This window comes from Ferdinandcohnia salidurans, from assembly GCF_042680725.1.
Taxonomy (GTDB): Bacteria; Bacillota; Bacilli; order Bacillales; family Bacillaceae_L; genus Ferdinandcohnia; species Ferdinandcohnia salidurans.
Genome location: NZ_JBHUEK010000025.1, coordinates 176,960 through 200,941, shown reverse-complemented (window position 1 = coordinate 200,941; position 23,982 = coordinate 176,960). Strand labels below are relative to the sequence as shown.

20 protein-coding genes are annotated in these 23,982 nt (G+C 39.9%); 15 read left to right on the top strand and 5 right to left on the bottom strand.

Annotation, left to right across the window (positions count from 1 at the left end; all coding sequences use genetic code 11):
- Positions 1-70: 70 nt before the first annotated feature.
- From ACFSFW_RS15435 to gloA2, 4 genes are all read left to right on the top strand, one after another.
- Positions 71-1,702 (top strand): xylulokinase, encoded by a 1,632-nt coding sequence (locus ACFSFW_RS15435; RefSeq protein ID WP_388040329.1) that lies wholly within the window; start codon positions 71-73, stop codon positions 1,700-1,702.
- A complete protein-coding gene (locus ACFSFW_RS15430) occupies positions 1,696-2,391 on the top strand; it encodes an L-ribulose-5-phosphate 4-epimerase (protein ID WP_388039557.1) in 696 nt (231 codons plus the stop codon). The genes ACFSFW_RS15435 and ACFSFW_RS15430 overlap by 7 nt, the downstream gene beginning before the upstream one ends.
- A 16-nt stretch (positions 2,392-2,407) precedes the next feature.
- Positions 2,408-3,823, top strand: a complete 1,416-nt coding sequence (araA, locus tag ACFSFW_RS15425) for an L-arabinose isomerase (RefSeq protein ID WP_388039555.1) — start codon at positions 2,408-2,410, stop codon at positions 3,821-3,823.
- 173 nt (positions 3,824-3,996) lie between these two features.
- Positions 3,997-4,410: an SMU1112c/YaeR family gloxylase I-like metalloprotein gene (gene gloA2, locus ACFSFW_RS15420; protein WP_388039553.1), complete on the top strand. Its 414-nt coding sequence runs from the start codon at positions 3,997-3,999 to the stop codon at positions 4,408-4,410.
- Positions 4,411-4,514: 104 nt separating this feature from the next.
- Here the strand turns inward: gloA2 and ACFSFW_RS15415 are convergent, their stop codons facing one another.
- Both ACFSFW_RS15415 and ACFSFW_RS15410 read right to left on the bottom strand, forming a co-directional pair.
- Positions 4,515-5,393 carry an N-acetylmuramoyl-L-alanine amidase gene (locus tag ACFSFW_RS15415; protein ID WP_388039551.1) on the bottom strand — a complete coding sequence of 293 codons (879 nt, stop codon included), beginning with the start codon at positions 5,391-5,393 and terminating at the stop codon, positions 4,515-4,517.
- Between the two features lie 160 nt (positions 5,394-5,553).
- Entirely contained in the window at positions 5,554-5,970 is a 417-nt protein-coding gene (locus ACFSFW_RS15410; RefSeq protein ID WP_388039549.1) for a hypothetical protein, read from the bottom strand.
- A 402-nt stretch (positions 5,971-6,372) separates the two neighbouring features.
- Between ACFSFW_RS15410 and ACFSFW_RS15405 the strand changes: the two genes are divergently transcribed.
- Complete coding sequence (locus ACFSFW_RS15405; protein WP_388039548.1) at positions 6,373-7,140, top strand: transposase; 768 nt, start codon at positions 6,373-6,375, stop codon at positions 7,138-7,140.
- 282 nt (positions 7,141-7,422) lie between these two features.
- On the opposite strand, the gene ACFSFW_RS15400 is transcribed toward ACFSFW_RS15405, so the two are convergent.
- On the bottom strand, positions 7,423-8,400 hold the full coding sequence (locus ACFSFW_RS15400) for a M20/M25/M40 family metallo-hydrolase (protein WP_388039546.1): 978 nt from the start codon (positions 8,398-8,400) through the stop codon (positions 7,423-7,425).
- Positions 8,401-8,725: 325 nt separating this feature from the next.
- Here ACFSFW_RS15400 and ACFSFW_RS15395 point away from each other — a divergent pair, with 325 nt between their 5' ends.
- Positions 8,726-10,111 (top strand): VWA domain-containing protein, encoded by a 1,386-nt coding sequence (locus tag ACFSFW_RS15395; protein WP_388039544.1) that lies wholly within the window; start codon positions 8,726-8,728, stop codon positions 10,109-10,111.
- A gap of 125 nt (positions 10,112-10,236) precedes the next feature.
- Here ACFSFW_RS15395 and ACFSFW_RS15390 read toward each other — a convergent pair whose 3' ends face one another.
- Positions 10,237-10,698 (bottom strand): SRPBCC family protein, encoded by a 462-nt coding sequence (locus tag ACFSFW_RS15390; RefSeq protein ID WP_388039542.1) that lies wholly within the window; start codon positions 10,696-10,698, stop codon positions 10,237-10,239.
- A gap of 245 nt (positions 10,699-10,943) precedes the next feature.
- Between ACFSFW_RS15390 and ACFSFW_RS15385 the strand changes: the two genes are divergently transcribed.
- The 4 genes from ACFSFW_RS15385 (at position 10,944) to ACFSFW_RS15370 (ending at position 17,449) form a co-directional block, all read left to right on the top strand.
- Positions 10,944-11,888 carry an FkbM family methyltransferase gene (locus ACFSFW_RS15385; RefSeq protein ID WP_388039541.1) on the top strand — a complete coding sequence of 315 codons (945 nt, stop codon included), beginning with the start codon at positions 10,944-10,946 and terminating at the stop codon, positions 11,886-11,888.
- 245 nt (positions 11,889-12,133) lie between these two features.
- Positions 12,134-12,874, top strand: coding sequence for a TraX family protein (locus ACFSFW_RS15380; protein WP_388039539.1), 741 nt, complete (start codon positions 12,134-12,136; stop codon positions 12,872-12,874).
- An 11-nt stretch (positions 12,875-12,885) separates the two neighbouring features.
- Positions 12,886-14,025 (top strand): M15 family metallopeptidase, encoded by a 1,140-nt coding sequence (locus ACFSFW_RS15375; protein WP_388039537.1) that lies wholly within the window; start codon positions 12,886-12,888, stop codon positions 14,023-14,025.
- A gap of 550 nt (positions 14,026-14,575) precedes the next feature.
- Complete coding sequence (locus ACFSFW_RS15370) at positions 14,576-17,449, top strand: family 10 glycosylhydrolase (protein ID WP_388039535.1); 2,874 nt, start codon at positions 14,576-14,578, stop codon at positions 17,447-17,449.
- A 156-nt stretch (positions 17,450-17,605) separates the two neighbouring features.
- On the opposite strand, the gene ACFSFW_RS15365 is transcribed toward ACFSFW_RS15370, so the two are convergent.
- The gene (locus ACFSFW_RS15365) at positions 17,606-18,676 is read right to left on the bottom strand and encodes a hypothetical protein (RefSeq protein WP_388039533.1); all 1,071 of its coding nucleotides are present in this window, start codon (positions 18,674-18,676) and stop codon (positions 17,606-17,608) included.
- 338 nt (positions 18,677-19,014) lie between these two features.
- On the opposite strand from ACFSFW_RS15365, the gene ACFSFW_RS15360 reads away from it, so the two are divergent.
- The 5 genes from ACFSFW_RS15360 (at position 19,015) to ACFSFW_RS15340 (ending at position 23,970) form a co-directional block, all read left to right on the top strand.
- A complete protein-coding gene (locus tag ACFSFW_RS15360; protein WP_388039531.1) occupies positions 19,015-19,872 on the top strand; it encodes a MurR/RpiR family transcriptional regulator in 858 nt (285 codons plus the stop codon).
- 24 nt (positions 19,873-19,896) lie between these two features.
- Positions 19,897-20,493 (top strand): DUF624 domain-containing protein, encoded by a 597-nt coding sequence (locus tag ACFSFW_RS15355; RefSeq protein ID WP_388039529.1) that lies wholly within the window; start codon positions 19,897-19,899, stop codon positions 20,491-20,493.
- A gap of 202 nt (positions 20,494-20,695) precedes the next feature.
- The gene (locus tag ACFSFW_RS15350; RefSeq protein WP_388039527.1) at positions 20,696-21,982 is read left to right on the top strand and encodes an ABC transporter substrate-binding protein; all 1,287 of its coding nucleotides are present in this window, start codon (positions 20,696-20,698) and stop codon (positions 21,980-21,982) included.
- Between the two features lie 241 nt (positions 21,983-22,223).
- Complete coding sequence (locus ACFSFW_RS15345; RefSeq protein WP_099361259.1) at positions 22,224-23,123, top strand: carbohydrate ABC transporter permease; 900 nt, start codon at positions 22,224-22,226, stop codon at positions 23,121-23,123.
- A gap of 13 nt (positions 23,124-23,136) precedes the next feature.
- A complete protein-coding gene (locus ACFSFW_RS15340; protein WP_309098509.1) occupies positions 23,137-23,970 on the top strand; it encodes a carbohydrate ABC transporter permease in 834 nt (277 codons plus the stop codon).
- Positions 23,971-23,982: the final 12 nt, after the last annotated feature.

Sequence of the window (23,982 nt, the reverse complement as noted above, 5' to 3'; positions counted from 1 at the left end):
TCCCAGGAAAAAAATGGTGGGACGCGGGACCTGTCCCCGTGACCCATTTGAGGAGGGATGTGATGTGAGGGTGAATCATGATGAGATACAGTTGGCGATTGTGAAGGGTGAGACTTCATTAGGGATTGAGTTTGGGTCCACTCGGATTAAGGCGGTTTTGATTAATAGGCATTTTGAAACGATCGCGTCTGGCAGTTATGAGTGGGAAAATCGGTTGGAAAATGGTTTTTGGACGTATAGCTTAGAAGATGTTATTGCTGGTATGCAGGTAGCTTATCGTGGAATGAAACAGGATGTTGAGCAGGAGTTTGGAATTACGATTCGAACAATTGGTTCAATTGGTTTTTCCGCTATGATGCATGGATATTTGGCTTTTGACAAGACGGGGGAGCTACTGGTTCCATTTCGTACTTGGCGGAATACAACGACGGGTCCCGCAGCAAATGAGTTAACCAACCGATTTCAATTCAATATTCCTGAACGGTGGAGTATAGCCCACCTCTACCAAGCGATTTTAAATGAAGAGGAACATGTACCTCGAATTGATTATATCACTACGTTATCTGGCTACATTCATTGGTTACTGACTGGCAGCAAAGCTATCGGAATTGGCGATGCTTCTGGTATGTTCCCGATTGATGAGGAAACGAAGGATTATAATGATGCACTAATTAAGCAATTTGATGAACTTGTTGCCGTGAAAAAGTATCCTTGGAAGCTTAGCGATATTCTTCCGACCGTTTATATCTCAGGAAAACAAGCGGGGCTTTTAACAGAAGAGGGAGCTAATATTCTAGATCCTTCACAGCAATTGCAACCTGGAATCTCGATTTGTCCACCAGAAGGTGATGCAGGAACAGGGATGGTGGCGACAAATAGTGTAAGGAAACGCACCGGAAACATCTCCGTAGGAACTTCCGTTTTTGCAATGATTGTCTTAGAAAAAGAGCTCTCAACCGTTTATCCGGAAATTGACATCGTTACCACACCAAACGGGAGTCCTGTTGCGATGGTTCATGCGAATAACTGTTCAAGTGATATCAACGCTTGGCTGGGGTTGTTTCGGGAATATTCGGAAGCGATGGGATATGAAATTGATACTGCTCAATTATTCAGCGTGATGTTCAACAAAGCGTTGGAAGCGGACCGGGATGGTGGTGGCTTGCTAAGCTATGGTTATTTTTCTGGTGAAAATATCACCGGGTTAGAGCAAGGTAGACCATTATTTGTTCGTTCTCCGGAGAGTACTTTCAATCTAGCCAACTTCATGAGGACCCATCTTTTTACAGCCTTTGGAGCTTTAAAAATGGGAATGGATATTTTAACGAAGAAAGAAAATGTTGCAATAGATAGCATTCTTGCACATGGCGGATTATTTAAAACGCCTGTCGTGGGACAAAAAATTGTCGCAGCCGCAATGAATACTCCTGTTTCTGTCATGGCGACAGCTGGTGATGGTGGTGCGTGGGGAATGGCGATCCTTGCTTCTTTTATGATGAATAAAAACAAGAATGAAAGTTTAGAAGACTTCCTTGATAACAAAGTTTTTAAAGATGTGGTTGGGGATGAAATCGAACCTGATTCTGATGATGTAGATGGATTTGAAGTGTTTATCGAGCGATATAAAAAAGGACTTGAGATTGAGCGAGCAGCTGTTGAACATTTGCAATATGTCAAGAAAGCGGGAGGGGTAATGTGTTAGAACATCTGAAGGAAGAAGTATTTCAGGCGAATCTAGAATTGCCCAAACATGGCCTTGTAAAATTCACATGGGGAAATGCGAGTGCGATTGATCATGATCTTGGGCTATTTGTTATCAAACCTAGTGGTGTTGATTATGAGACGATGAAACCAAATGACATGGTGGTTGTTGATTTAAATGGGAATGTTGTTGAAGGACACATGAACCCCTCGTCAGATACAATGACTCACGCTGTGCTATATAGGCATTATCCTGAAATTGGTGGCATCGTTCACACTCATTCCACATGGGCGACAATTTGGGCGCAAGCAGGTCTAGATGTTCAGGCGATGGGAACAACTCATGCCGATACATTTTATGGCGCAATCCCATGTGCCCGTTTTTTGACACAAGAGGAAATTGATCGTGGATATGAAGCAGCAACGGGTCAGGTCATTATTGAAACATTTGAAGAACGTGGGCTCGATGTTTTAGCGGTTCCAGGTGTCTTGCTACGCGGTCATGGTCCATTTACATGGGGTAAAGATGTAAAGGCGGCAGTGGTGAACAGCGTTGTCTTGGATGAAGTCTCAAAAATGAACCTGTTTGCAAGGGGATTAAATGACCTCGCATCAGACCTACCACAACGTATTTTAGATAAGCACTATCTACGAAAGCACGGGAAAAACGCATATTACGGCCAAAAGTGATCGGAAGGGGATTAGGATGGAGAAAAAGGAATTTTGGTTTATCGTAGGCTCCCAACATCTATATGGGGAAGAAGCGTTAGCAGAGGTAAAAGCGCATGCTCTAGAGATGACGGATGCCTTAAATGAAAGTGGTGTACTACCTTATCCACTCATTCTACAAGAATTAGCAGTTAGTGCAGATAAAATTACGAACGTAATGAAAGAAGTAAACTACCGGGATGAGGTTGCCGGTGTAATCACGTGGATGCATACATTTTCACCTGCGAAAATGTGGATTCGTGGAACAAAATTATTGCAAAAGCCACTCCTACATTTGGCAACCCAATTTAATGAGAGTATTCCTTGGGCATCTATTGATATGGATTTTATGAATTTAAACCAATCAGCTCACGGTGACCGTGAATATGGTTTTATCAATGCCCGTTTAAAAAAGCAAAATAAAGTGGTAGTAGGTTATTGGGAACGACCCGAAGTTCAGAAACAAATTGCAGACTGGATGGATGTAGCCGTTGCGTATAATGAAAGTTTCAACATAAAAGTTGCTCGATTTGGTGACAACATGCGAAATGTTGGCGTTACCGAGGGAGATAAGATTGAAGCGCAAATTCAATTCGGATGGACAGTCGATTATTTTGGTATAGGTGATCTGGTTCGTTATGTGAATGAGGTTAAGGAAGAAGAAATAGATGCTTTGTTTGCAGAATATGAAGAGCTTTATGAATTTGATTATGGAAGTTACGAGAGAGAGGCTTGGGAAGCTAGCGTAAAGGTGCAAGCAAGCTATGAAATCGCGATTAAGCGTTTCCTTGATGACGGTGGATACAATGCTTTTACCACGAACTTTGAAGATTTATATGGTATGAAACAATTACCTGGTCTTGCAGTTCAACGTTTAATGGCACAAGGATATGGGTTTGCGGGTGAAGGAGATTGGAAGACTGCGGCACTTGATCGCTTACTCAAGGTAATGAGCCATAACCAATCAACGGGATTTATGGAAGACTATACGTATGAGTTGGCTCCTGGTCAGGAAGCTGTCCTTCAGTCTCATATGCTTGAGGTCGACCCAACACTAGCAAGCAATAGACCTAAAATCGTTGTATCTCCATTAGGTATCGGTGGTCAAGAAGATCCCGCACGTTTAGTATTTGACGGAAAGGCGGGAGACGGTGTTGTCGTCTCAATGGCCGACTTTGGCTCCCATTACAAACTATTAATCAATGAAGTTTGCGCATTTGAACCTTCCACCCCAGCTCCAAACCTTCCAGTAGCGCGTGTGCTTTGGGAGGTTAAGCCAAACTTTCAAGATGGCGTCAGAGCCTGGATTGAAAACGGCGGTGGTCACCATACGGTTGTCTCATTGAAGTTAACAACAGACCAAATCATAACCTACGCCAAACTAGTCGACCTCGAATACGTACTAATTAAATAAAAAGTATTGGGACGCAGGGACAGGTCCCTCGTCCCACTTTTGCGTGGGCCAAGTGACCTGTCCCTAGTTGCTATTTTTGGAGAATAAATTGCCGTAAGAGAAGTGTGTTCAAGCACTTCTCTTTTTATTATACTTTTACTGTACTTTTTAACTATTGAGAAAGGATGGTTACTATGAAAATCAACCGTATTCATCATATTGCAATTATCTGTTCGGACTACAAGAAGTCAAAAGACTTTTATGTAAATAAACTGGGTTTTACGATAGTAAATGAAACGTTTCGTGCTGAACGTGATTCGTACAAACTTGATTTAGCTGTCGGGAATACCTATCAAATTGAGTTATTCTCATTTCCGGACTCTCCAAAAAGACTAAGTTATCCGGAGGCAGCAGGTTTACGTCATGTAGCTTTTGAGGTAGACGATATAGAAGAAGCGGTGAGAGAGCTAACAGCAAAAGGGATAAAAGTAGAAGATATACGAACTGACGAAGTAACCGGTAAAAAGTTCACCTTCTTTAAAGACCCAGACCACTTACCACTAGAACTCTACGAATGGGACAGAGGGACAGGTCCCTCGTCCCAGTAAAAAAATGGTGGGTCACGGGACCTGTCCCCGTGACCCACCGCCCCTTGTTGGGTCACAGTGACGCCTCGAAATTTGTCGATGCTGGCAAGGACCACAAGAGATATTTAACCCAGATTTCCTTTGTTTAAACGCCTTTGCAGTTCTTTTATGACGAGTGATGGTTTGCTTATGACTCCGTCAACTGGTGTGCCGAGTCGTTTTTGTAAGGCTGAGATTGTAATCGGCCCTAGGTACCCGTCTTGTTTAACGCCGAGCCATTTTTGCATTGTTTTTATGACGAGTGAGGGCTTGCTAATGTAACCATCTACAGGTGTTCCAAAATATCTTTGGAGGGCACTGATTGTTTTCGGACCGAGATATCCGTCAACAGCTAAGTTTTCTTTTGGAGGTTTAACTGGTGTCGGTTCGGGTTTAGGTGCTGGTTTTTGTCCAGATCCAGGCCAAACATAACTAACACCTTCATCAAGACAAATAGCGCGGACCACACATTCATACATCCCTTCACGATATGATTTATCCTTGATTTTTTCTGATTGTGGGCCATCCACAAATTCGTATTCTAGTATAGTAGTACGACAATTTCCTGTAAGTCTATGCATATAGTAATAATCTCCGCCCGAAGAATTCTTGCGGGTGTACACAGGTCGAGGTCTGACTGGATAACCAGCATTTCTAAATTCTTCAATCAAAATTTGCTCAAACTTGCCATTAGAATAAATCGAGTGGATTGTTTCAACCCCTCTTCCTCCCCCAGCATTAAAATGATGGGAAATACACTTTTTGTATTTCTTTACCTTTGTTGTCCTTGGCTCAGGATTAATTGTAACATCACTTGAACGAGTCAAATCACTAGCAACTCCCAATTCAGCCAACCGTTTGTCCACATAAAGCGCGGCTTCCAGTGTATATATCTTCTCCGTATTTCCATACGCCACGGCACCTGGGTCACTACCTCCATGCCCGGCATCTTGAATCCAACTCATAAAAATCACACCTTTTCTATTAAAATATGTAAAAAATATTTTTTGGTACAGGCACATACCTTGTTTGGTGAAATAGGGGCTAAATTGATCTTCAGACAGAACCTCGCCTTTTCGTTGCTTCCTTGTCGGAAGTTCGCTTGGCTTCAGAGAGGGACAGGTTTCACTTTCCCGAACTACTAGTAGGGTGTGGCGATGGACCCGCGTCCCAACCAGGATAAGGATTAAACACAAAGAGGTTGCCTCCTTGAGCTCCATTTTTGTCCTCAGTTTCATAGACTTTTAACATCCCAAGACGGATACACTTCCAAATCATTCGCTTAAATGTCGAGCGGGAAATGGCGTGTTCGCCCAAACCCATGTCTGGACAACATACAATTGTTCGCATGGCTTCAAAGCAAACCCCAGGGATTTTTGAAGATAATTGGATTAACCGACTTAATCCGTACAATTCTCCTCGGGTGAAATTCTGTTGATGATCGATAAGCCAAATCTCAATATTGGTTTTAAATTCCTCATAATCGTTAAACAGTGAAAAATCCTGAATAGCGGTGTTAGACGCTACTTTTACTTTCAGCATCTCCTGAACCCCCTTTTACCATTGTTATAGACAGCAACAAGATGAAAAGGGGCAGCAATTGTAAAAAATGGGACGAAGGGACAGGTCCCTTGTCCCTGTAAAAATATGGTGGGACGAGGGACCTGTCCCTGTGACCCATAGGGCGAGAAACATCACAGAGTCTCCCACAGAAAGCCACGCCAATAAACAAGTTGACAGTTTTCTGACTATTTGTTAGTTTTTAAGGGCAGGTACTTCTTATTAGCCTTCATTTAATGCCTTCTTTGATTCTGACAATCTCCTTTTTACACAAAATACTCCTAAACAAACTTCAATCTTGCCACACAACTTTTCCGCGTTTACTTTTTCTTTTTTTTTGAATCCTGACCGATATTTTTTTCTATATTTCTATTAAAAGAGGTGATGCACTTGCCAAGAGTTGCGAGGATTAAGAGTGGGAGCGGCACCTATCATGTTATTTTGCGAGGCGTAAATAAACAGACGATTTTCGAGGATGATGAGGATAGGACCAGACTTCTAGATGTTTTACGAAAATTTAAGGGGATTTGTAATTTCAATCTTTATGGGTATTCTTTGATGGACAACCATATTCATTTGTTGATCAAGGAAACGAACGAGCCAATTGGCCTTTCAATCAAGCGAATAAGCTCGAGCTATGTGTATTGGTATAACGCGAAGTATGAGCGGTGCGGACATTTGTTTCAGGAACGTTTTAAGAGCGAGAATATTGAATCGAAAAGCTCTTTCTTAACGGTGCTCCGGTATATTCATCGGAATCCGGTAAAGGCGGGGCTAGCCACGAACGTATTTGAGGCGGGGTGGACTAGTATTAATGAATATTTCGGCGGTACGGGATTGATCGATACTGAATTGGGGCTGGGACTGTTTTCGGGTAGAGATGGAAAGACGGCGACTCAACAATTTGTAGATTATATGGGTGCTCCAAATGACGACGAATGCCTAGATTATTCAGAACGAGTGAGGTTGACAGATGGAGAAGTGAGAGAGTGCCTGCGGGAGTTAGGAATCCAGAATGTAAGTGCATTGCAGCAAATGGAGCGAGAGGAAAGGGATGTTGTGCTGCTACAGCTGAAGGAGACCACTGGCGTTAGCATCAGGCAGATATTAAGGGTAACAGGGATATCGAAGAGTGTCATCCAACGGGTATAAGTGGCTGGGACGGAGGGACAGGTCACGTGTCCCAGCCTAATTATTTTGATAGGTTTGAATTATAGTTCCTAAGGATATACTTAGAATAAGTAAAAGCTCGTTATCGTATTGTAGCTCCGATTTGGTAAGAGTTGCATCTACCCAGGTTAACCTACGTGACTACGAAGGAGCTATTTTTGTTTATGTTAACTTCAATTCGTTGAAATTAGTAATTTTTATATGAAGCTAGTGAAACTCCAAAATAGGTGGGACGAGGGACCTGTCCACGTGACCCACCATATTTTATTTTGCTGTGATTGTTTTGTTCATGAATTTTAGTAGATCGGTTAGTAATACACTGAATGTGGATAGGTGTTCTTGGATTCTACCAGGGAATTCTTGTTCAATAAATTCTATTGTGTCGTTTTGTGTATGCCATACTCCTCTGTGTTTAACCGTTTGAGTATATCCATCCATATCTCCAATTTCCCAGTTTGTTGATTCGAGATAACCGATTGGAATACCTGCCCTTTTGAATGGTGCATGGTCACTCCAGTCGCCTGTTGTTCCAGCAGGGTAAGTTGGATTCAGTCCAGGATTCGTTTCGACGTTAAGCTTCTTTTTATCAACAATTTTTAGCGCTTGGTCACGGATAAAACCATCATCCCCTGGGCTGCCATAGACATACATTTGGTCCCCGACTGCTAGGCTGTCAAGATTAATCATGCCAACTGTATATTCAATTTCAGCCTTTGTCATCTGACTTGCATAGTAATTGGATCCTTGTAAGCCTGCTTCTTCAGCACCAAAAGCAATGAAGACGATGGAGTAAGGTGTATTTATTTTTTTCAGGACTTCAGCAACCTCGAGCATAACTCCCACGCCAGAAGCATTGTCATCCACTCCACGACCAGCAGCAACAGAATCATAATGTGCCCCAACAATTACTTGTTTACTAGATTTGCCTGGTTTGTAAGCGATGATGTTAGAAGATACGGTAGTAACTCCACGTCTGGTGTAACTGAATTCCTGAACCTCAGTAGTGAAACCCATGCGTTCGAATTGGCCCTTAATGTATGCTTTCGCTTTTTGCTCATTTTCAGATCCAGCAACCCTAGGGCCAATTTCATAAGCCAGATACTTCATATGCTCATAAGCCATTGCACCATCTTTATGCGCCAATGATGGATGATACGTAACAGACTGTGCAGAAACACCTCCAACAAAACCAAGTACACTTACCATCAACGCAATCAAAATCAATGCCAACTTCTTTTTCATTCTCATTCTCCCTTCGATTTAGGTCTTAAATTATAGATTAGTATATTTATATCGAAGGTGAAATAGGTCGAAGGAAGGGAGGGAAAGGTTCACCGCCCCGTGCTGGGATGTTAAACCTATCCTTGTGGCTTCGTTTGTAATACGAACTACCTATTTTTACTTATTTAGGAAATTATGAGTGTGGATTGTAGTAGTATGTAAATGGTGTGATTTCGATATGGGACGGAGGGACAGGTCCCTTGTCCCTGTAAAAATATGGTGGGACGAGGGACCTGTCCCCGTGACCCAGAGGGCATGTGTCCCGTTGTTGGAGGGGAAATAATAATTGAAAAAACTTTTGTTAAGCTTTGTTATGCTGATGCTTGTGCTGTCGGCGTGTTCGAAGGATGAAAGTCAGCAGGCGCAAGCTGAACCTGAGGAGACAGTTAAGGTTGAAAAAGAAACTGAGGTGGAGGAGTCAAAGGAGGAAACATATACTCCGAAAGAAGTTGCTTATTATGAAATTGAAGGTGTCGACCGTGAGCTAACAGAGCTTGAGCAGGAGATGCTGCGGCACCCAGGGATTTTTAGTGGTGACAATTATGATGAAGCAAAGGTTCATGAAGCACTCGATCAGTTGCCAGATAACTTGACTATGGAGCAGTATGTTGAAGAACTGAAGAATTTATTTACCGAGGATTACCATAAAGAAATGGAAACACTTCTGACGTTTGATTCGACGATTGAGGTTGATATAGATCGACCAGATGAATCGGTTGATGCGCCAACCTTAAAAACGGCTCACTATGCTATATTAGTGGATGCCAGCGGCAGTATGGCGGCAAGGGTTGGTGGCAAAACAAGAATGGAAGCTGCGAAGGAAGCTGTAATGGAATTCGCGGAACAAGTCCCGGAGAATGCAACGATTTCACTCCGTGTATACGGACACAAGGGTTCAAACTCTAATGCTGATAAAGGTCTGTCCTGTGACAGCACGGAAGTTTTATATAATAGTAGTTTTGAAGCTGCAGGATTCCAAAATGCACTGTCACAAGTGAAGCCGGTGGGCTGGACACCTATCGCACTTGGGCTGCAAATGGTCAAGGGAGATATTCCGGAAGGCACCGATGATGTTGTAGTATATGTTGTAAGCGATGGAATTGAAACTTGTGATGGTGACCCAGTACAAGAGGCGAAAAATCTCGTTTCATCTGATATCCAAACGGTCGTCAATATCATCGGTTTTGATGTCGATAACGAAGGTCAAAAACTACTTAAGGAAGTAGCAAGCGCTGGAAACGGAGAGTTTACCTACGTTAATTCAGAGCAGGATCTGAAGAAATACATGAGAGCTCAATATGAGGAAATCCAAAAGAGATGGCTTGAGTGGAAAGAATCAGGAAAACAACAAGCATACGATATAAAGGAAAAGAAAAAGAAATTAGCTTATGATACAAAAGAAAGTATGAAGGAAAAAAGCACCCGTGAGAAGGAGCGTATGAAGGAAGCTCAAGCATACCTAAAAGAACGCTTTGAGGACTACGATCATCCAGCGCGAAAAATGTTCTCTGACATCGTCGATTATGGAAATGCCAAGTGGCGCTATGCTGTCGATAATGGAAATCGACTCTGGCGAGAGGCAGTCGACAACGGCAACCGCGAATGGCGCGAATACGTTGACGAAGGAAACGAGAAAATAAAAGAAACCATTGATAAGAAGAATGGTAACTAACTGACTAGGGGCATGCTCCTGGTCTTTTTTGTGGAACGAAGGGACAGGTCCCGTGTCCCAGTGAAAATGGTGGGACGATTTACCACCGCAATTCATGTTAGATTCCGTATTCTGATGTTTAATATCTAAATTTTTTCCATTTTTTCTGCTATTTCCTTTAAAGCCAATGCGCGAGAAACAATAAATGTTCTCATATACTTCTCCAAAAATAACTTATCGGCTATAACACCAATTAGGCCAAGGGGTGACTTGTATTGGAATGTATCGATCATGACGGTTCCATTTTCAGCTTCGAGAAACTGATGGGTGTGAACAAAGGAATGAAAAGCTCCTTTGACCATACTATCTACAAATTTATGAGGCCTTTCCATTAATGTCAATTTGGCTGTCAACCGCTGTTTGATACCGAAGTGAATGGCTTCCCAAGTAACTGAATCTCCTTGTTTTAATAGCCCCGTCGTTACACCCTCAACGGCTCTTTCCTTTGTTTTAGAAGTTGTTAAAGTATGAATATCTACGTTCCTTGCAAGATCAAAACATACGTCAATTGGAGCCTTAATAAACTGATGATGTACGATAACAGGCATTTTAAGACTCTCCTTTATACCTCTTTTTTAAAATCCAATGTTTTCTATAGGTCCAAGTGTATCATCAATGTAGGTGGATTTCACGATTCTTTGGTCATTGTGATCGCAATTTTTGTCGATGAAATCATATTTGATGTAACCAAACCTTTACACCTCCTTAATAATCTCTTTCTATAATTGAGGATAAATGAGTTAGTGGGACGAGGGACCTGTCCCTGTGACCCACAAGAGGGGAGATTATTTTTATGGCGATTCCGAGAGGTGTTTTGAGTAAGCCTGTTTTTGTGAAGCTTTGGGAGAATTATCCGCTTTTTTCAAAGGCAGTCATCAATGTTGGTATTTTTCTAAAGTATAAGACATTAAAATTGGCTAACATTCCAAATAAAATAACGCTTCCTTCTAGAAATATCATTTATATTAATAATGCTGAAAATCGGGGGCGGGCGCTCCTTATTAGTGATGGGATTACACTATCGCGCGTGACTGAATTCTGGGGGGAAACCGTGGAATTGTACAAGCCGTCACTCGTTTTGGATATTGGTGTAAATTACGGGGAGTGCATTTTCTCTACTCAGTATGGACAGGACACGACAATTGTTGGAATTGAAGCGAATAAATATTTGATGGAGTACATCGAGCGCTCTCGCCAACAACACGTCAATCGGGACCAAATTAAAATCATTCATGCCTTTGCTGGAGAAAATGAAAACCAGGACCAAGCTTTCTTTATTGACACCCATTGGTCGGGCACCTCATCAGGCCTGCAAATTTCAGATAAAAATACCATTGAAAAAACGGAAGTACCTGCAATTACAGTGGACTCTCTTTTTAGTCAAGAAACTCTAGAAAATCACCGTCTCTTATTTAAAATTGACGTCGAAGGTTACGAATACAGCGTGCTAAAAGGAATGATAAACCTCCTGAAAAACTGCCGTGATGTCCTAGGAATTGTTGAGTTTGACAGTCGATATCTAGAAATGGCCGGAGTAAACCTAGACTCGTATCTGGACTTTTTATCCGATCACTTTGAAATTAAATTTTATAATGAGGATAACAAGCTAAAAAGGTTATCCGCTCCTTCAATATCTGCACTACAGAAGGAGCTTGGAACCCAACATATTCATACGGATCTCATCCTCCGGGGCAGAGGCTCAGTGTCCCATAACTTGTCTATCAACCAGCCGTATTGATAAGTATGAAACAGCTTAAAAATGCAGTTTATATAAGGTGTTTATCGATAAGGCACATGAGCAAAAAAAGCTCATGTGCTTTTTTCATCTTCCCATAATTTTTCCTCAAACCGGGCACAATGAGTGTAATAAAAATGCTCGTTGTGTTCTTTTTGGCATGTGGTGAAATTTGGGACGAGGGACCTGTCCCCGCGACCCACGCAAAGGACCCACAACCCCAATCCACAAAAAGTGAGGGATAATTGATGCAGTATACTACTTATCAGAAGGACATGTTCCAGGATACTATTTTTCAGAGGGATTTGACGTCAAATGCGTTGAAATACATAGCTCTGATTTCAATGTTTTTTGATCATCTGTTTGCAGGTTTTATCCCTCAGGAAACGATAGCTGGTTTTGTTTTGCGGATTCCTGGTAGGGTTGTGGCTCCGATTTTTTGTTATTTTATCGCGATGGGATATTTTTACACATCCAATATTAGAAAGTATATCGAAAGACTGGTTATATTTGCAGCTATCTCTCACTTCCCGTATGTACTATACTTTAATTTGCCATGGTGGAAAACAACGAGTGTCATGTGGGGGCTTGCATTGGGATTAATCGCGTTGACGATTGTTAAAAGTGAAAAGCTCCCCATGTATGCGAAGCTTGCGCTTGTGTTTTTATGTTGTATGCTTGCGTATCCAGCGGATTGGAACTTCGTGGCTGTATTGTGGATTGTCTTTTTCGGTATCTATCGAGGACAATTGAAAAAACAAATTATCAGCTTTGTGCTTATTGGAGTTTTTGCGCACATCATACCGCAAATCATCAATATGGGCTGGCACCATGCGTATCAAATGGGGATTTTCTTAGCCATCCCATTGTTACTGATGTACAAAGGTAGACGTGGTCGAAAATCTAATCTTTTAAAATGGGGCTTTTATGTCTTTTATCCATTACATTTAATCGTTTTATATATTATAAAATACGTGATTTACGCTTAGGGGGAGGGTATATGTCCAGATTTAAGATACTTGCATTTATGTCATTTTTACTGGTACTTGCATCTTGCTCAAACGTTACAGAAGAAGCGACCGTTGAAGAGTCAGTAGAGGCTGTGGCGAACGTTCAAGAGACAGTTCCTCTAGAAGAGTTAGAGCCAATACCAACTCCTGAAAAATATGAAGGCGACCTGGAGTTGCCGATTAACGGAGCAACAGGATATACATCTGTTGATTTAAATCTAAAAACTTCTCCGAATCAAGACTCTGAAACTATAGAAACACTAAATGCTGGAACAGCTTTTACAATCATAAAAGAAGAAGGAAAGTGGTGGTTCGTAAAAGATGCCACTTCAGAAGGATGGATTGATAATACGTATTGTTTCATTAATCTTCCTGACGTGATTCCTTCAATTGCTTATGATGGCAGCAACACCTATTCTTCTAAGTTCGTGTCGTCCGGAATTGAAATTCCAGGAATAACTGGACAAACTTTGTATAAGGGTAAAGCTTTTAATGAGAGATTTGGGAAAGAAGAATTCATCGTGCCGGTTTTGTATTCCATGTCAAAAAAAGTCCATCTTGCCCAACAAGAAGCATTGGCGCATGGGGATACGCTTGTCATCTATGAAGGATATCGACCGTATTCCGTTCAAAAAGCAGTAGTAGATGCATTGACTTCTGTCGCATATGAGGATGTTGCTGTAATGGCTGGAATAAATACAGCACCGTGGAGCACAGGTTGGTTTATCGCTAGAAACATTTCGAACCATCAAATGGGCTATGCGATTGATGTAACGTTAGCCAAAGTCGAGTCAAAAGAAGACATAGCCATTGGCGAATATTTAGTTACCGACATCACGGATTATACAGAGTATACGATGCCAACCCCTATTCACGAATTAAGCTTGGCATCCATTACATTCACCAAGCCCGTCCCATCATCATCTCCAACAGCTTGGAAACATGCAGTCTTGGCAGACACAATGAATGAGTCAGCAGTTACACTCCAAACATATCTAACAAACGCTGGACTCACACCACTCGCATCAGAATGGTGGCACTTCAACGATCTAGATGCCATGATTAAAACCAAACAAAACCCAAGTGATGGTGGCTACCTGCTAACTGACATTTTAAGCGTAAGCCCATAATGGGTCAGAGGTGTCCTGTGGGTCAGAGGGACAGGTCCCTCGACCCTATTCTACTATAGTGATATTTTACTTTAATAAAACCTGTACTAATCAGGAATTTTAATTTCAAACAAACGTTTGTTTAGCACTCTACCTCAATAGCAGCACTAAGAATGAAATTCAATTAAGCGTTTGTTTGGACGGATTTTCGAGATGTTAAAATAGGCTGTTATAGTAGGGGAAGTCTTCGTTAAATTATATGAAGAAAAAGTTTAGGCACAATAAGTGGCGGATGTTAACCACTCATTGTGCCTATTTTGTGTTTTGTTGGCAGTGGGACAGGGGACCTGTCCCCGCGACCCAACTCATGTCCTACTACTTTTTTCCTATTTATTTGAAAATTCAACTTTTTCGTTGACCTCTTAAATGTACTTCTGTATGTTGAGTTCAGGAGGATTATTCCTAAATTATTTTATGTTTAGGAGGTTATTACCTTCTATTGTGTATCGGGGGTGGAAATTAATTTATTTAGTTGACCAAGTTTTAATACAAAATTAAGGGAGTGAAAGTTTTGAAAATCAAAAAGATCTTTAGCGTTTTTTTATCATTGCTATTACTGATTTCCTTATTTCCGGTTTCTTCATTTGCAGAAACAAATAATGAAGATTTGATTGAAGTTGAGGCAGCCCCGTTAGACCCTACCATTGATCCAATGGGACTTAAGCATCCGATAAGTTATATTGATGAAAGTGTTGAGGGAAAAGCAGATTTTATCATGCTGTATACATCTGAGTACGCTGAAGAGATTTTAGTGAAACAATTCTGGGTTGCTGTTCAAGTGGATGCAAATAATACGGTTACAGACGTAGTTAGTCAATCCGTAAATGGTGCGCCACCTGTATGGGAGGAAGAACAATCTTTAGCAATACCAGAAGGTGGATATGTGCTTTTAGCCCACGACGATTCTTGGGCAACGAAAAACTACCGTAAATTCTTAGCCACAAATTTTAAAGTTGGCGATGTTATTAAGTTAAGGAAAAACGGTAATGTTGTTCCTATTACGGAATTTATGACAGGTGATGGATTGAAAGCAAGCATTAATTTACAAAATGAATTAATGTATACGCTTACTAACTCGCAGGCTGATATCTCCGGAACCGTTCAAAACATTGAAAGTGATCAAAGCTATCAATTACTTGTAAATGGGCAGGAGGTAGAACTACGAGAAGATGGTTCCTTCCAATATGTGTATGAACTCACTAAAGGAACGAATTATATTGATGTAGAAATTTACAAGAATGATATTTTACATGATGTAAAGTCTTTAGTTGTTTACTATCAGGACAACCCATCTGTAGAGGAGAAGGAAGTGTTTCTATGGGTTGAGCAAGGACCGAGCGCTAGGAGATTCCAGTCTAGTGAGGATGTACGTAACATGCTCCTCGAGGCAAAAGATGCTGGTGTAACAGCTGTTGTTTTAGATGTAAAGGGTGTTGAAGGTTTCGCTTCCTATCAAAAGAATGATTTAACAAATCGTCCATATGTAAGTGAAATGACAGCAGAAGGTAGAAGTGGTTCCAACCCTGATTTAGATTTACTAGAAGAATTCATCAAACATGGTCATGAGTTAGGATTAGAGGTTCATGCTTCTTTTAACGTGTTTGCGGAAGGCTCTATTGCGCATAATGAATTTGCCGTTTTAAATGACCATCCAGAATGGGAGGAAGAAGTCTATCGTTCGGAAGATAACGGAGAAATTTTACCATTAAGAGAAAGTACGTACGGTAAAAAAGGTGCTTTAGTTACCTTTGTGAACCCATCTAACCCCGAGGTTCGAGACTATCAATTAAAAACATTTGAAGAAGTAATGAAAAACTATGATGTTGACGGTGTTTTATTAGACCGTGGCAGATATGACAACTATTTCGCTGATTTTAGCGACCTTACTAAAGCGCAATTTGAAGAGTACCTTGCTAAAAAGGGAAAGAAGTTAACAAATTGGCCGGAAGATATTTTTTATTATGAGGGAAGTAATCGTGTAGATGGTCCACTTATTAATGAGTGGTATACGTTTAGGTCTGGTGTTATTAATAGTTACGTAGAAGAAACAAGGGAATTAGTTGACCACTATAATAGTAGTGAAAATCGAGATATACAGTTATCTGCGTATGTTGGTTCATGGTATGAATCGTATTATTTAAATGGTGTAAACTGGTCGAGCCCTACTTTTTCATATGACTCTCGATTACAATTTCCACAAGAGAGTTTATATGATGAAGAGTATAGGCAAACAGCTTATACAGATAAATTAGACTTCTTGATGATTGGTACGTATCAAACGACAGCACAGGAAATCAATAAATATATTACATTAGGAAATATTTTAACTGATGGACAAGTCCCTCTTTATGCAGGAATGGCATTGGTTAATGTGCAAGATCCAGCCCTACAAAGAGAAGTCTTCCAAGCTGGTCTTCAAAATACAAGTGGACTTATGCTTTTTGACTATTCACAAGCTAACTTCCCTGTCATCAAAGCATCTATTGCAGACGAGGAATATGTGAAGGATTATGTTTTAGGAATCAGTAATCCAATGGATCCAGAAAATCCATTCGTTGGCGATTATTTAAATGTCAATCGAAATGATGATAATCTAAATGTTTACTCTGACTCGTTTGGACTTTCAACGGGGACCAATAAATGGGGAGTAGAAGCGGTTGTTGATGCAACTGGTAAAGTCGTAAAGATGGTCAATAAAAAACAAGCCATGAGCTGGAATTGGTCTGCTGTAGAAGATAACAATAGCCTCATTCCTGAGGGTGGATTTGTGGTTTCAGCACTTGATCGCTCCGGTGCGCGTGAAAGAAGGGTCCTTGTTGGTAACAACTTTGATATCGGTGATGATGTTCGTTCCTCCATATTAAAAGGATTTTTAGACTATGAAGGGAAAACCTTTTCTACAGTTGGTTTTGAATATCATGGAAAAGTACAAGTAGTCGGACCGGGAGAAGCAGAGGTTCATGTGAATGGTTCACCGGCAACTTTACAATCAAATGGTGAATTCACTGCACAGCTTGCTCTTCAGCCTGGTGAAAATCAAATTGAAATAGTCGTGACTGTCGATGGTTTCAAAACAAACGAACAAACGGTAACGGTTATTGGTGAAGAACTTACATTTGATCAAGTAATCGAGTTTGTTGAAAATGCAACTTTCACGAATAAAGGTATCCAACAAGCGGTACTCGCTCAATTAGCAAGTGCACAAAAGGATTTTGCTTCAGCAGAAAAGCTTAAAGAAGATGGCTTAGTTGAGCAAGCAGAGGAAGCAATACTAGAAGGTAATCAAAAACTAGAAGAACTTGTACTATTTGTTCAACAACATGCAGGTAAACATATTCCAACTGAAGTGGCAGAACAACTAGTATCATATATTAATAATTTATAATGGGACGGAGGGACAGGTCCCTTGTCCCTGTAAAAATATGGTGGGACGAGGGACCTGTCCCCGTGACCCACAAGTGAACCTGTGAGCCGGAACCGAACCCGAACCCGTGACCCACAAAAAAGGCTGCCATATTAATCATGGCAGCCTTTCTATCTTTTATTTTTCCGGAACAAAGTAAATTACAGATGGACCTGATGCGCCGCCTGGAAGACTTGTGACAAAGTCATATTGATTCCCGTTAGCACCAACTGTTTCGGATGCAAATTTCCATGCATTTACATAGCTTAGGAACCCAGTCGTATTAAGGTGACCATTCCATTGCATCACAAAATGACCGAATCCACCTGCTGGGTTATCATAGATAGAAAGTTGCAGTGGTTGATGTAAACTATTATCCACTCTAACGTCTAAATCATATAAAACACCATAGTTCCCATTGTTAATCACTGGTTTATTTCCATCGACTACACTAACACCTTCTTCATACTCTCCCGGCAATTTATCGCTCCATTGACCATAAGCAGCAGATGAAAGTCGAATATAGGCATTTCCTAATGCAGTATCATACGTAAGAGTACCTTCACGATCAAAATGTGGAAAACTTCCGCGAACATGTGAGTCAGGCGGTAAGATTTCAACAGAAAGTGGGTCAGCTGGACGTTCTACATAGTTAAGAGTCGTTGCAGTAACAGTGGCCGGCTGATGACCGTGTTTTGTATAAACATCATATTGGGCAATCCCACTTACCGTATCTCCATCGGGTGCATTTGTTTCCAAGTAATAGCTCTCACCAGGCTGTAGGGTCTGTATGTATTTTTTCTCAGCCTTTTCTTCTAGGAATTGTACCAATGCTTCTTTTCCAGCTACGTCCGGATAAATACTGACTGAAGCGCCAACGCCTTTAGAATAAAGCATTACTGGTTCCTCCGAAGTATTCGTCAGGGCTAGGCTGACGTTTCGAGTCTCTCCACTTGTATTCTGATGATGCCAAAATACACGGAATTCTCCTGTAGCGGTGTCGCGATAAAATGCACCACTATCGGAGTATGTTTCTGGAGAATCACTCAGGATTAGCTTTCCTCCGGTTTGTTTTAATTCTGGCTTTTCTAGATGAACCGCAGGCTTAAGTGTTTCGATGGGTACATAATTTTCATTGGCAAATGTCTGGGTGGGCAGAAGAAATGCCAATAGAACAGTACCTAAGACTAAAGCAGACTTCATTTTCATTTTCTTTTCCTCCTTTATTATTTTATTGAAATCCCAATAATGACTGTTCAATTATCTAAGGAGGCTGAGTTGGGGTATTCAATGTTAAGTGGATTCGAGAATGGATGGATTTATCCTTCTTTTTTTCTTAAAATGAGGAAAAAGTCCCCCCTTTCCAGAAAAAAGGAATAGTGGACATGGCAATTTGAACATGTAAATAAATGGTGGGACAAGGGACCTGTCCCCTTGACCCAGCGGGGAGAATTTTGTATTCTTGAGTTGGAGGATATATTCTCTTTTGTTTAAAATGGAGGAATATTTCTTCAAACAATTTTAGCAGTAAAAAGGAGATTTTTATAATGCCAAAGACAGAGAATGTAAACCCTCTTTTAATTATTACATCTGTATATAACTCGCTTACGAAAACAGAACAAAAGGTAGCGGATTATATCATGGAAAACCACAAGGAAGCTGTCTATTCTTCTGTTACCGATTTAGCCGAAGTGGTAGGGGTTGGAGAAACGACTGTTTTGCGCTTTTGTAGAAAACTAGGATACCGTGGATTTCAAGAATTTAAATTGTCTGTCGCTCAGAACCTTATGGAAGTTGATGAGCAAGTATATGGAAAGATTGAGGAAAATGATCCCTTTGATGTGATTGCAAAAAAGATAGCGAATCAAAATGTAAGTGCTTTAAATGATACTGTTGCACTTCTACAAGATCAGACAATACAGAAGGCAATTGAAAAGATTAATAGTGCCAAAAAAATCTATTTCTTCGGGGTGGGTTCTTCTGGATTCACAGCTTTAGATGGCAAACATCGATTTATGAGGCTGGGTTATGATACAGAACATGTCTCCGATTCACATATCATGTCAATGACTGCTTCGTTATTAGGAGAAAATGATCTAATTATTGCTTTATCTTCATCAGGAAGCACAAAGGACGTCGTCGATGCGATTGAAATTGCTAAGAAAAATAAAGCCTTTATCATTTGTATTACAAACCAGGCGAGATCACCGATTACAAAATATGCGGATTTAATTCTTCTAGCTGCAAGCAAGGAATCCCCATTTGAGGGTGGTATTTTCTCTTCCAAGATTGCTCAGCTTTTACTATTAGATGTTCTAGCAACAAATGCAGCTCTTAAGAATAAAGAACAGGCATTTAGAGCGATAAAGAGTACAGCGGAATCTGTTCTTGATAAATTGTACTAAGACACGAATAAAAAGGTGAAAATCATGGTTTCTTCAAATAACAAGCTATTTGAGGTTCTCGAATATATAGTGGATTTGGTTCTATTAAACTTTCTATTTATTATATGTTCACTTCCTCTCGTAACTGCATACCCTGCCTTTGTTGCATTGGTGGGGGCGATTAAATCTACATCGGAAGACGAGCCGATACCTGCATGGAAAATTTTTTTAAAACTATTTATTCAGTATTTAAAAAAAGGGATGAAAGTCTGGTTCGTTCTTCTACTTGTTTCAATCGTCATCATAGGAGACATTTTTGCCTCCTTTTATTTACCCAATGAGTTACAGAATTTTCTGCTTCCTTTTAATATTATTATGATTCTTTTATTTTTCGGGGTATTTAGCTATCTTACAAAACTGTTTATCTTAGGCGAGCATCGTTTAAAACCATTAATTTTTCAGAGTTTTGTTCTATTCTTTAGGAAACCATTTAAGCCTTTACTCATCATCATAATTAATACATTGATTGTGATTCTATCAATCTATTTAAGATTTGTTCCTTTTTTAATCTCCTTCAGTCTTCTTGCATTTACTTACTATTTTGTCATGATGGCAAGAGATTATGATGCGGAGAATAGTTAGATTAAAATAAAAAATGGAGATTTTTTTATTTTTTAATAAAAAAGGTGGATTTAATCTCCAAAAGGTGATACATTTCTAATAGAGAGAAAATTCTCTCTTGAAAGCGTTTAATTAAAAAGGGTTTTGAAGTCTAGTAGGGGGTACAAAGAGAATTACTATTAGAGATCAAAATTCAAAAAAATCCAAATGAGGTGGGGAAAAAATGAGTAGATTCAAAAAAGTACTATCAGTAGCAATGGTGTTTTTACTTGTTTTAGGTGTCTTAGCTGCATGTAGTTCTGAAGATTCAGGCACAAAGGATTCAGGCTCAGATAAAGCAAAAGGCGGGGACGAAGAGACAACAGTTGAATTTTGGACAATTTCGCTTCAACCAACATTTAATGATTATTTCAATGATCTTATTGCGAAATATGAAGAAGAAAATCCAAATGTAAAAATCGATTGGAAGGACTTCCCTTATGATGCAGTACAGAACAAATTATTAACAAGCATTGCAAGTAAGAAAGCTCCAGACGTAGTTAACTTAAATACGGTTATGGCTCAACAAATGGCTTCAAAAGATGCCTTAGTGGATTTCAATCAGGCATTAACAGATGAACAAAAGGGTATTTACTTTGAAGGAATCTATAATTCTACTGCACAAGGTGATGGTGCATATGCACTTCCTTGGTATACAGGTATTCCGGTTCTTTATATCAATAAGTCATTAGCAGAAAAAGCAGGTCTTGATTTAAATAATCCTCCACAAACAAAAGAAGAACTAGCAGCATGGGGTAAACAAATCGCAGACAAAACAGATTCTTATGGATACGTATTCACAATGGAAACTCGCTCTATCCTTGAAGAAGGCTTTAAAATCGTAGAAGGCGATAAAGCGATCTTCAATAATGATGAAGTAAAAGAATACATCCAAGGCAATATCGATTTAATCGAGGCTGGGGCTATTCCAAAGGATATTCCAAATTTTAGTAAACAGGTTGAGCTTTTTGGTAGTGAACAAGTAGGGATGATCATCTCAAGTTCTTCGTTTATTAACCAATTAAAAACAGCTTCACCAGATGTATATGAAAATACAATCGCGGTTCCAGCACCAGTAGGAAAAGCGGGCATTCGTTTTACAAACACAATGAATCTAGTGGTTCCTAAAGAATCTAAGAATGTAGATGCTGCGGCAGCATTTGCACATTATGTAACAAATGATGCAAATCAATTAGCATTCTCAAAAGTAGCAAACACACTTCCATCTACTAAAGAAGCTGCGAAGGATGAGCACTTCTATAAAAATGATGGAACATTAGAGGGACAAGCGTTAACTGCATCTGTTGAAAGCTTAGACAAAGCAACAGATTTCTACCTTGGTGTTGAAAACGCAGGTGATGTAGATAGTGCAATCAATAAACATCTACAAAATATCTACATTAATGATCAAGACCTTGATGCAGAGCTTGAAGCAGCTGAGAAAGAAGTTAATGATATTTTAGCTCGTTAATATATGAAAATTGAATGGGCAGATGAACTTCTGCCCATTTCCTTTTATCCAGCGGATACGGAATAAAAGGAAATCCTTTGGCGGTGCCACAGATTTTATAAGTAAACTTTTTAGAAAGTATGTTCCAAAGACGAAGGCTACATACTCCACTTCCTGTGGAAACGTCTTTGTTACCTACTCATGTGGACTTACTAATCTGAGCAATACGCCAAGGTTTTAGAAGATTAGGAGGGAATAACCTATGGGAAAGAAAAGAGCCCACAGTTATAGCAGATTCAACGAGGTACAAACTGCATGGCTTTTTATGGCGCCAGGGTTGATATTGCTTGCTCTATTCACCTTTTGGCCGATTATTTTCAGTCTTCCTTTGGCATTTACGAACTATTCGGTTATAGGAGAAACATCGTTCGTAGGACTGGACAACTTTAAACGTGCATTTTCTGACGTTGATTTTATTGCTTCGCTTAAAAACTCTCTACTCTATATGATTATTGTGCCTTTTATCCAAATTATCTCCATCTTAATGGCTATTTTAGTAAATCGAAAAATGGTAGGAATTAAGTTTTTCAGAACAGCTTATTATATTCCAGTTGTTACATCAATGGTTGCTGTTGCCATTATCTGGGGTTGGTTGATGAGTTCAAACGGGGTTCTCAATTATCTATTAATGTCAATTGGAATATTAGATGAAAAAGTGAATTGGTTATCGGATAAAGATACCGCTCTATGGGCCCTCATGTTTATCACCTTATGGAAGGGCTTAGGTTATTATATGATGATTTATCTTGCTGGCCTACAAGCAGTCCCAACCGATTGTATCGAGGCAGCAAGAATCGATGGTGCAAGTAACTGGCAAATCATTAGTAAAATCACAATTCCGTTATTAAAGCCATATGTATTCTTATGTACGTTAGTTTCCTTAATGGCAGCGATTCGAGTGTTTGATGAGGTATTCGTATTAACGTCTGGTGGACCAGGTAATGCAACTTTAACAAGTAGTGTCTATATCTACCAGCAGGGATTCGAACAATTTGAGTTTGGCTATTCATCTGCACTAGGACTAGTCGTAAGTTTCATTATCATGTTCTTCAGTATTTTCGTCTTCCTGTTTAACAAGAAGGGTGGTGTAAATCCATATTAATATGGATGAACCTATGAAAAATACGAATCTATTTAAAAAAATTGTCAGTAAAACAATCGTTTATGTGTTGTTAATCTTATTTGCCATCTTTATGATGGGGCCATTTCTTTGGCTAATCAGTGTGTCACTCATGCCTGGTAAGAATATTTTCGCTTTTCCACCTGCGATACTGCCAACTTTTATTGACTTTAAAAACTATATCGAAGTTTGGGAGTATATGGATTTTCTTAAATATATTTGGAACACCGTGATCATCACCTTCTTAGGTGTCACATTAAGTATTATATTTAGTGCTTTAACAGCATATCCGTTAGCTATTTTCAATTTTAAAGGAAGAAATTTCATTTTCATGTTACTCGTATCGACAATGATTATTCCTGCAGCTGCAGCACTTGTGGTTAACTATTTAACAATTAATAATCTGGGGTTAATTAATACGTTTACCGGGGTCGTCCTTCCAACGTTGGTCTCTGTATTTAACGTCTTCCTCTTTAGACAAGCATTCATGGGGATTCCAGGCGATATCAGGGATTCTGGAAAAATGGACGGCGCTTCTGAATTCCGGATTTGGGTTCAATTAATGATGCCAATGATCAAACCAGCGGTCGCAGTTGTGGGCTTATTTGAATTTATGGCGAACTGGAATAGTTTCCTATGGCCGATCATTGTACTGGATACAGAAAAATACCCATTAGCTTCAGCATTAAGCTTTTTAAATGGTCAGTTCTCCTATAACTTTGGGTGGATTGCTGCAGGTACAGTAATCTCAGTAATACCAATCATATTCGTGTTTTTATTCACTCAGAAATATTATATGGAAGGACTTGCAGGAGCGGTTAAAGGATAAACCACCTGAAAT

Bases quoted from the DNA above. Each gene is read 5' to 3' on its own strand.
- araA (WP_388039555.1), top strand. From the start codon at position 2,408: ATGGAGAAAAAGGAATTTTGGTTTATCGTAGGCTCCCAACATCTATAT.
- gloA2 (WP_388039553.1), top strand. From the start codon at position 3,997: ATGAAAATCAACCGTATTCATCATATTGCAATTATCTGTTCGGACTAC.
- ACFSFW_RS15415 (WP_388039551.1), bottom strand. From the start codon at position 5,393: ATGAGTTGGATTCAAGATGCCGGGCATGGAGGTAGTGACCCAGGTGCC.
- ACFSFW_RS15410 (WP_388039549.1), bottom strand. From the start codon at position 5,970: ATGCTGAAAGTAAAAGTAGCGTCTAACACCGCTATTCAGGATTTTTCA.
- ACFSFW_RS15405 (WP_388039548.1), top strand. From the start codon at position 6,373: ATGCACTTGCCAAGAGTTGCGAGGATTAAGAGTGGGAGCGGCACCTAT.
- ACFSFW_RS15400 (WP_388039546.1), bottom strand. From the start codon at position 8,400: ATGAAAAAGAAGTTGGCATTGATTTTGATTGCGTTGATGGTAAGTGTA.
- ACFSFW_RS15390 (WP_388039542.1), bottom strand. From the start codon at position 10,698: ATGCCTGTTATCGTACATCATCAGTTTATTAAGGCTCCAATTGACGTA.
- ACFSFW_RS15385 (WP_388039541.1), top strand. From the start codon at position 10,944: ATGGCGATTCCGAGAGGTGTTTTGAGTAAGCCTGTTTTTGTGAAGCTT.
- ACFSFW_RS15380 (WP_388039539.1), top strand. From the start codon at position 12,134: ATGCAGTATACTACTTATCAGAAGGACATGTTCCAGGATACTATTTTT.
- ACFSFW_RS15375 (WP_388039537.1), top strand. From the start codon at position 12,886: ATGTCCAGATTTAAGATACTTGCATTTATGTCATTTTTACTGGTACTT.
- ACFSFW_RS15365 (WP_388039533.1), bottom strand. From the start codon at position 18,676: ATGAAAATGAAGTCTGCTTTAGTCTTAGGTACTGTTCTATTGGCATTT.
- ACFSFW_RS15360 (WP_388039531.1), top strand. From the start codon at position 19,015: ATGCCAAAGACAGAGAATGTAAACCCTCTTTTAATTATTACATCTGTA.
- ACFSFW_RS15355 (WP_388039529.1), top strand. From the start codon at position 19,897: ATGGTTTCTTCAAATAACAAGCTATTTGAGGTTCTCGAATATATAGTG.
- ACFSFW_RS15350 (WP_388039527.1), top strand. From the start codon at position 20,696: ATGAGTAGATTCAAAAAAGTACTATCAGTAGCAATGGTGTTTTTACTT.
- ACFSFW_RS15345 (WP_099361259.1), top strand. From the start codon at position 22,224: ATGGGAAAGAAAAGAGCCCACAGTTATAGCAGATTCAACGAGGTACAA.
- ACFSFW_RS15340 (WP_309098509.1), top strand. From the start codon at position 23,137: ATGAAAAATACGAATCTATTTAAAAAAATTGTCAGTAAAACAATCGTT.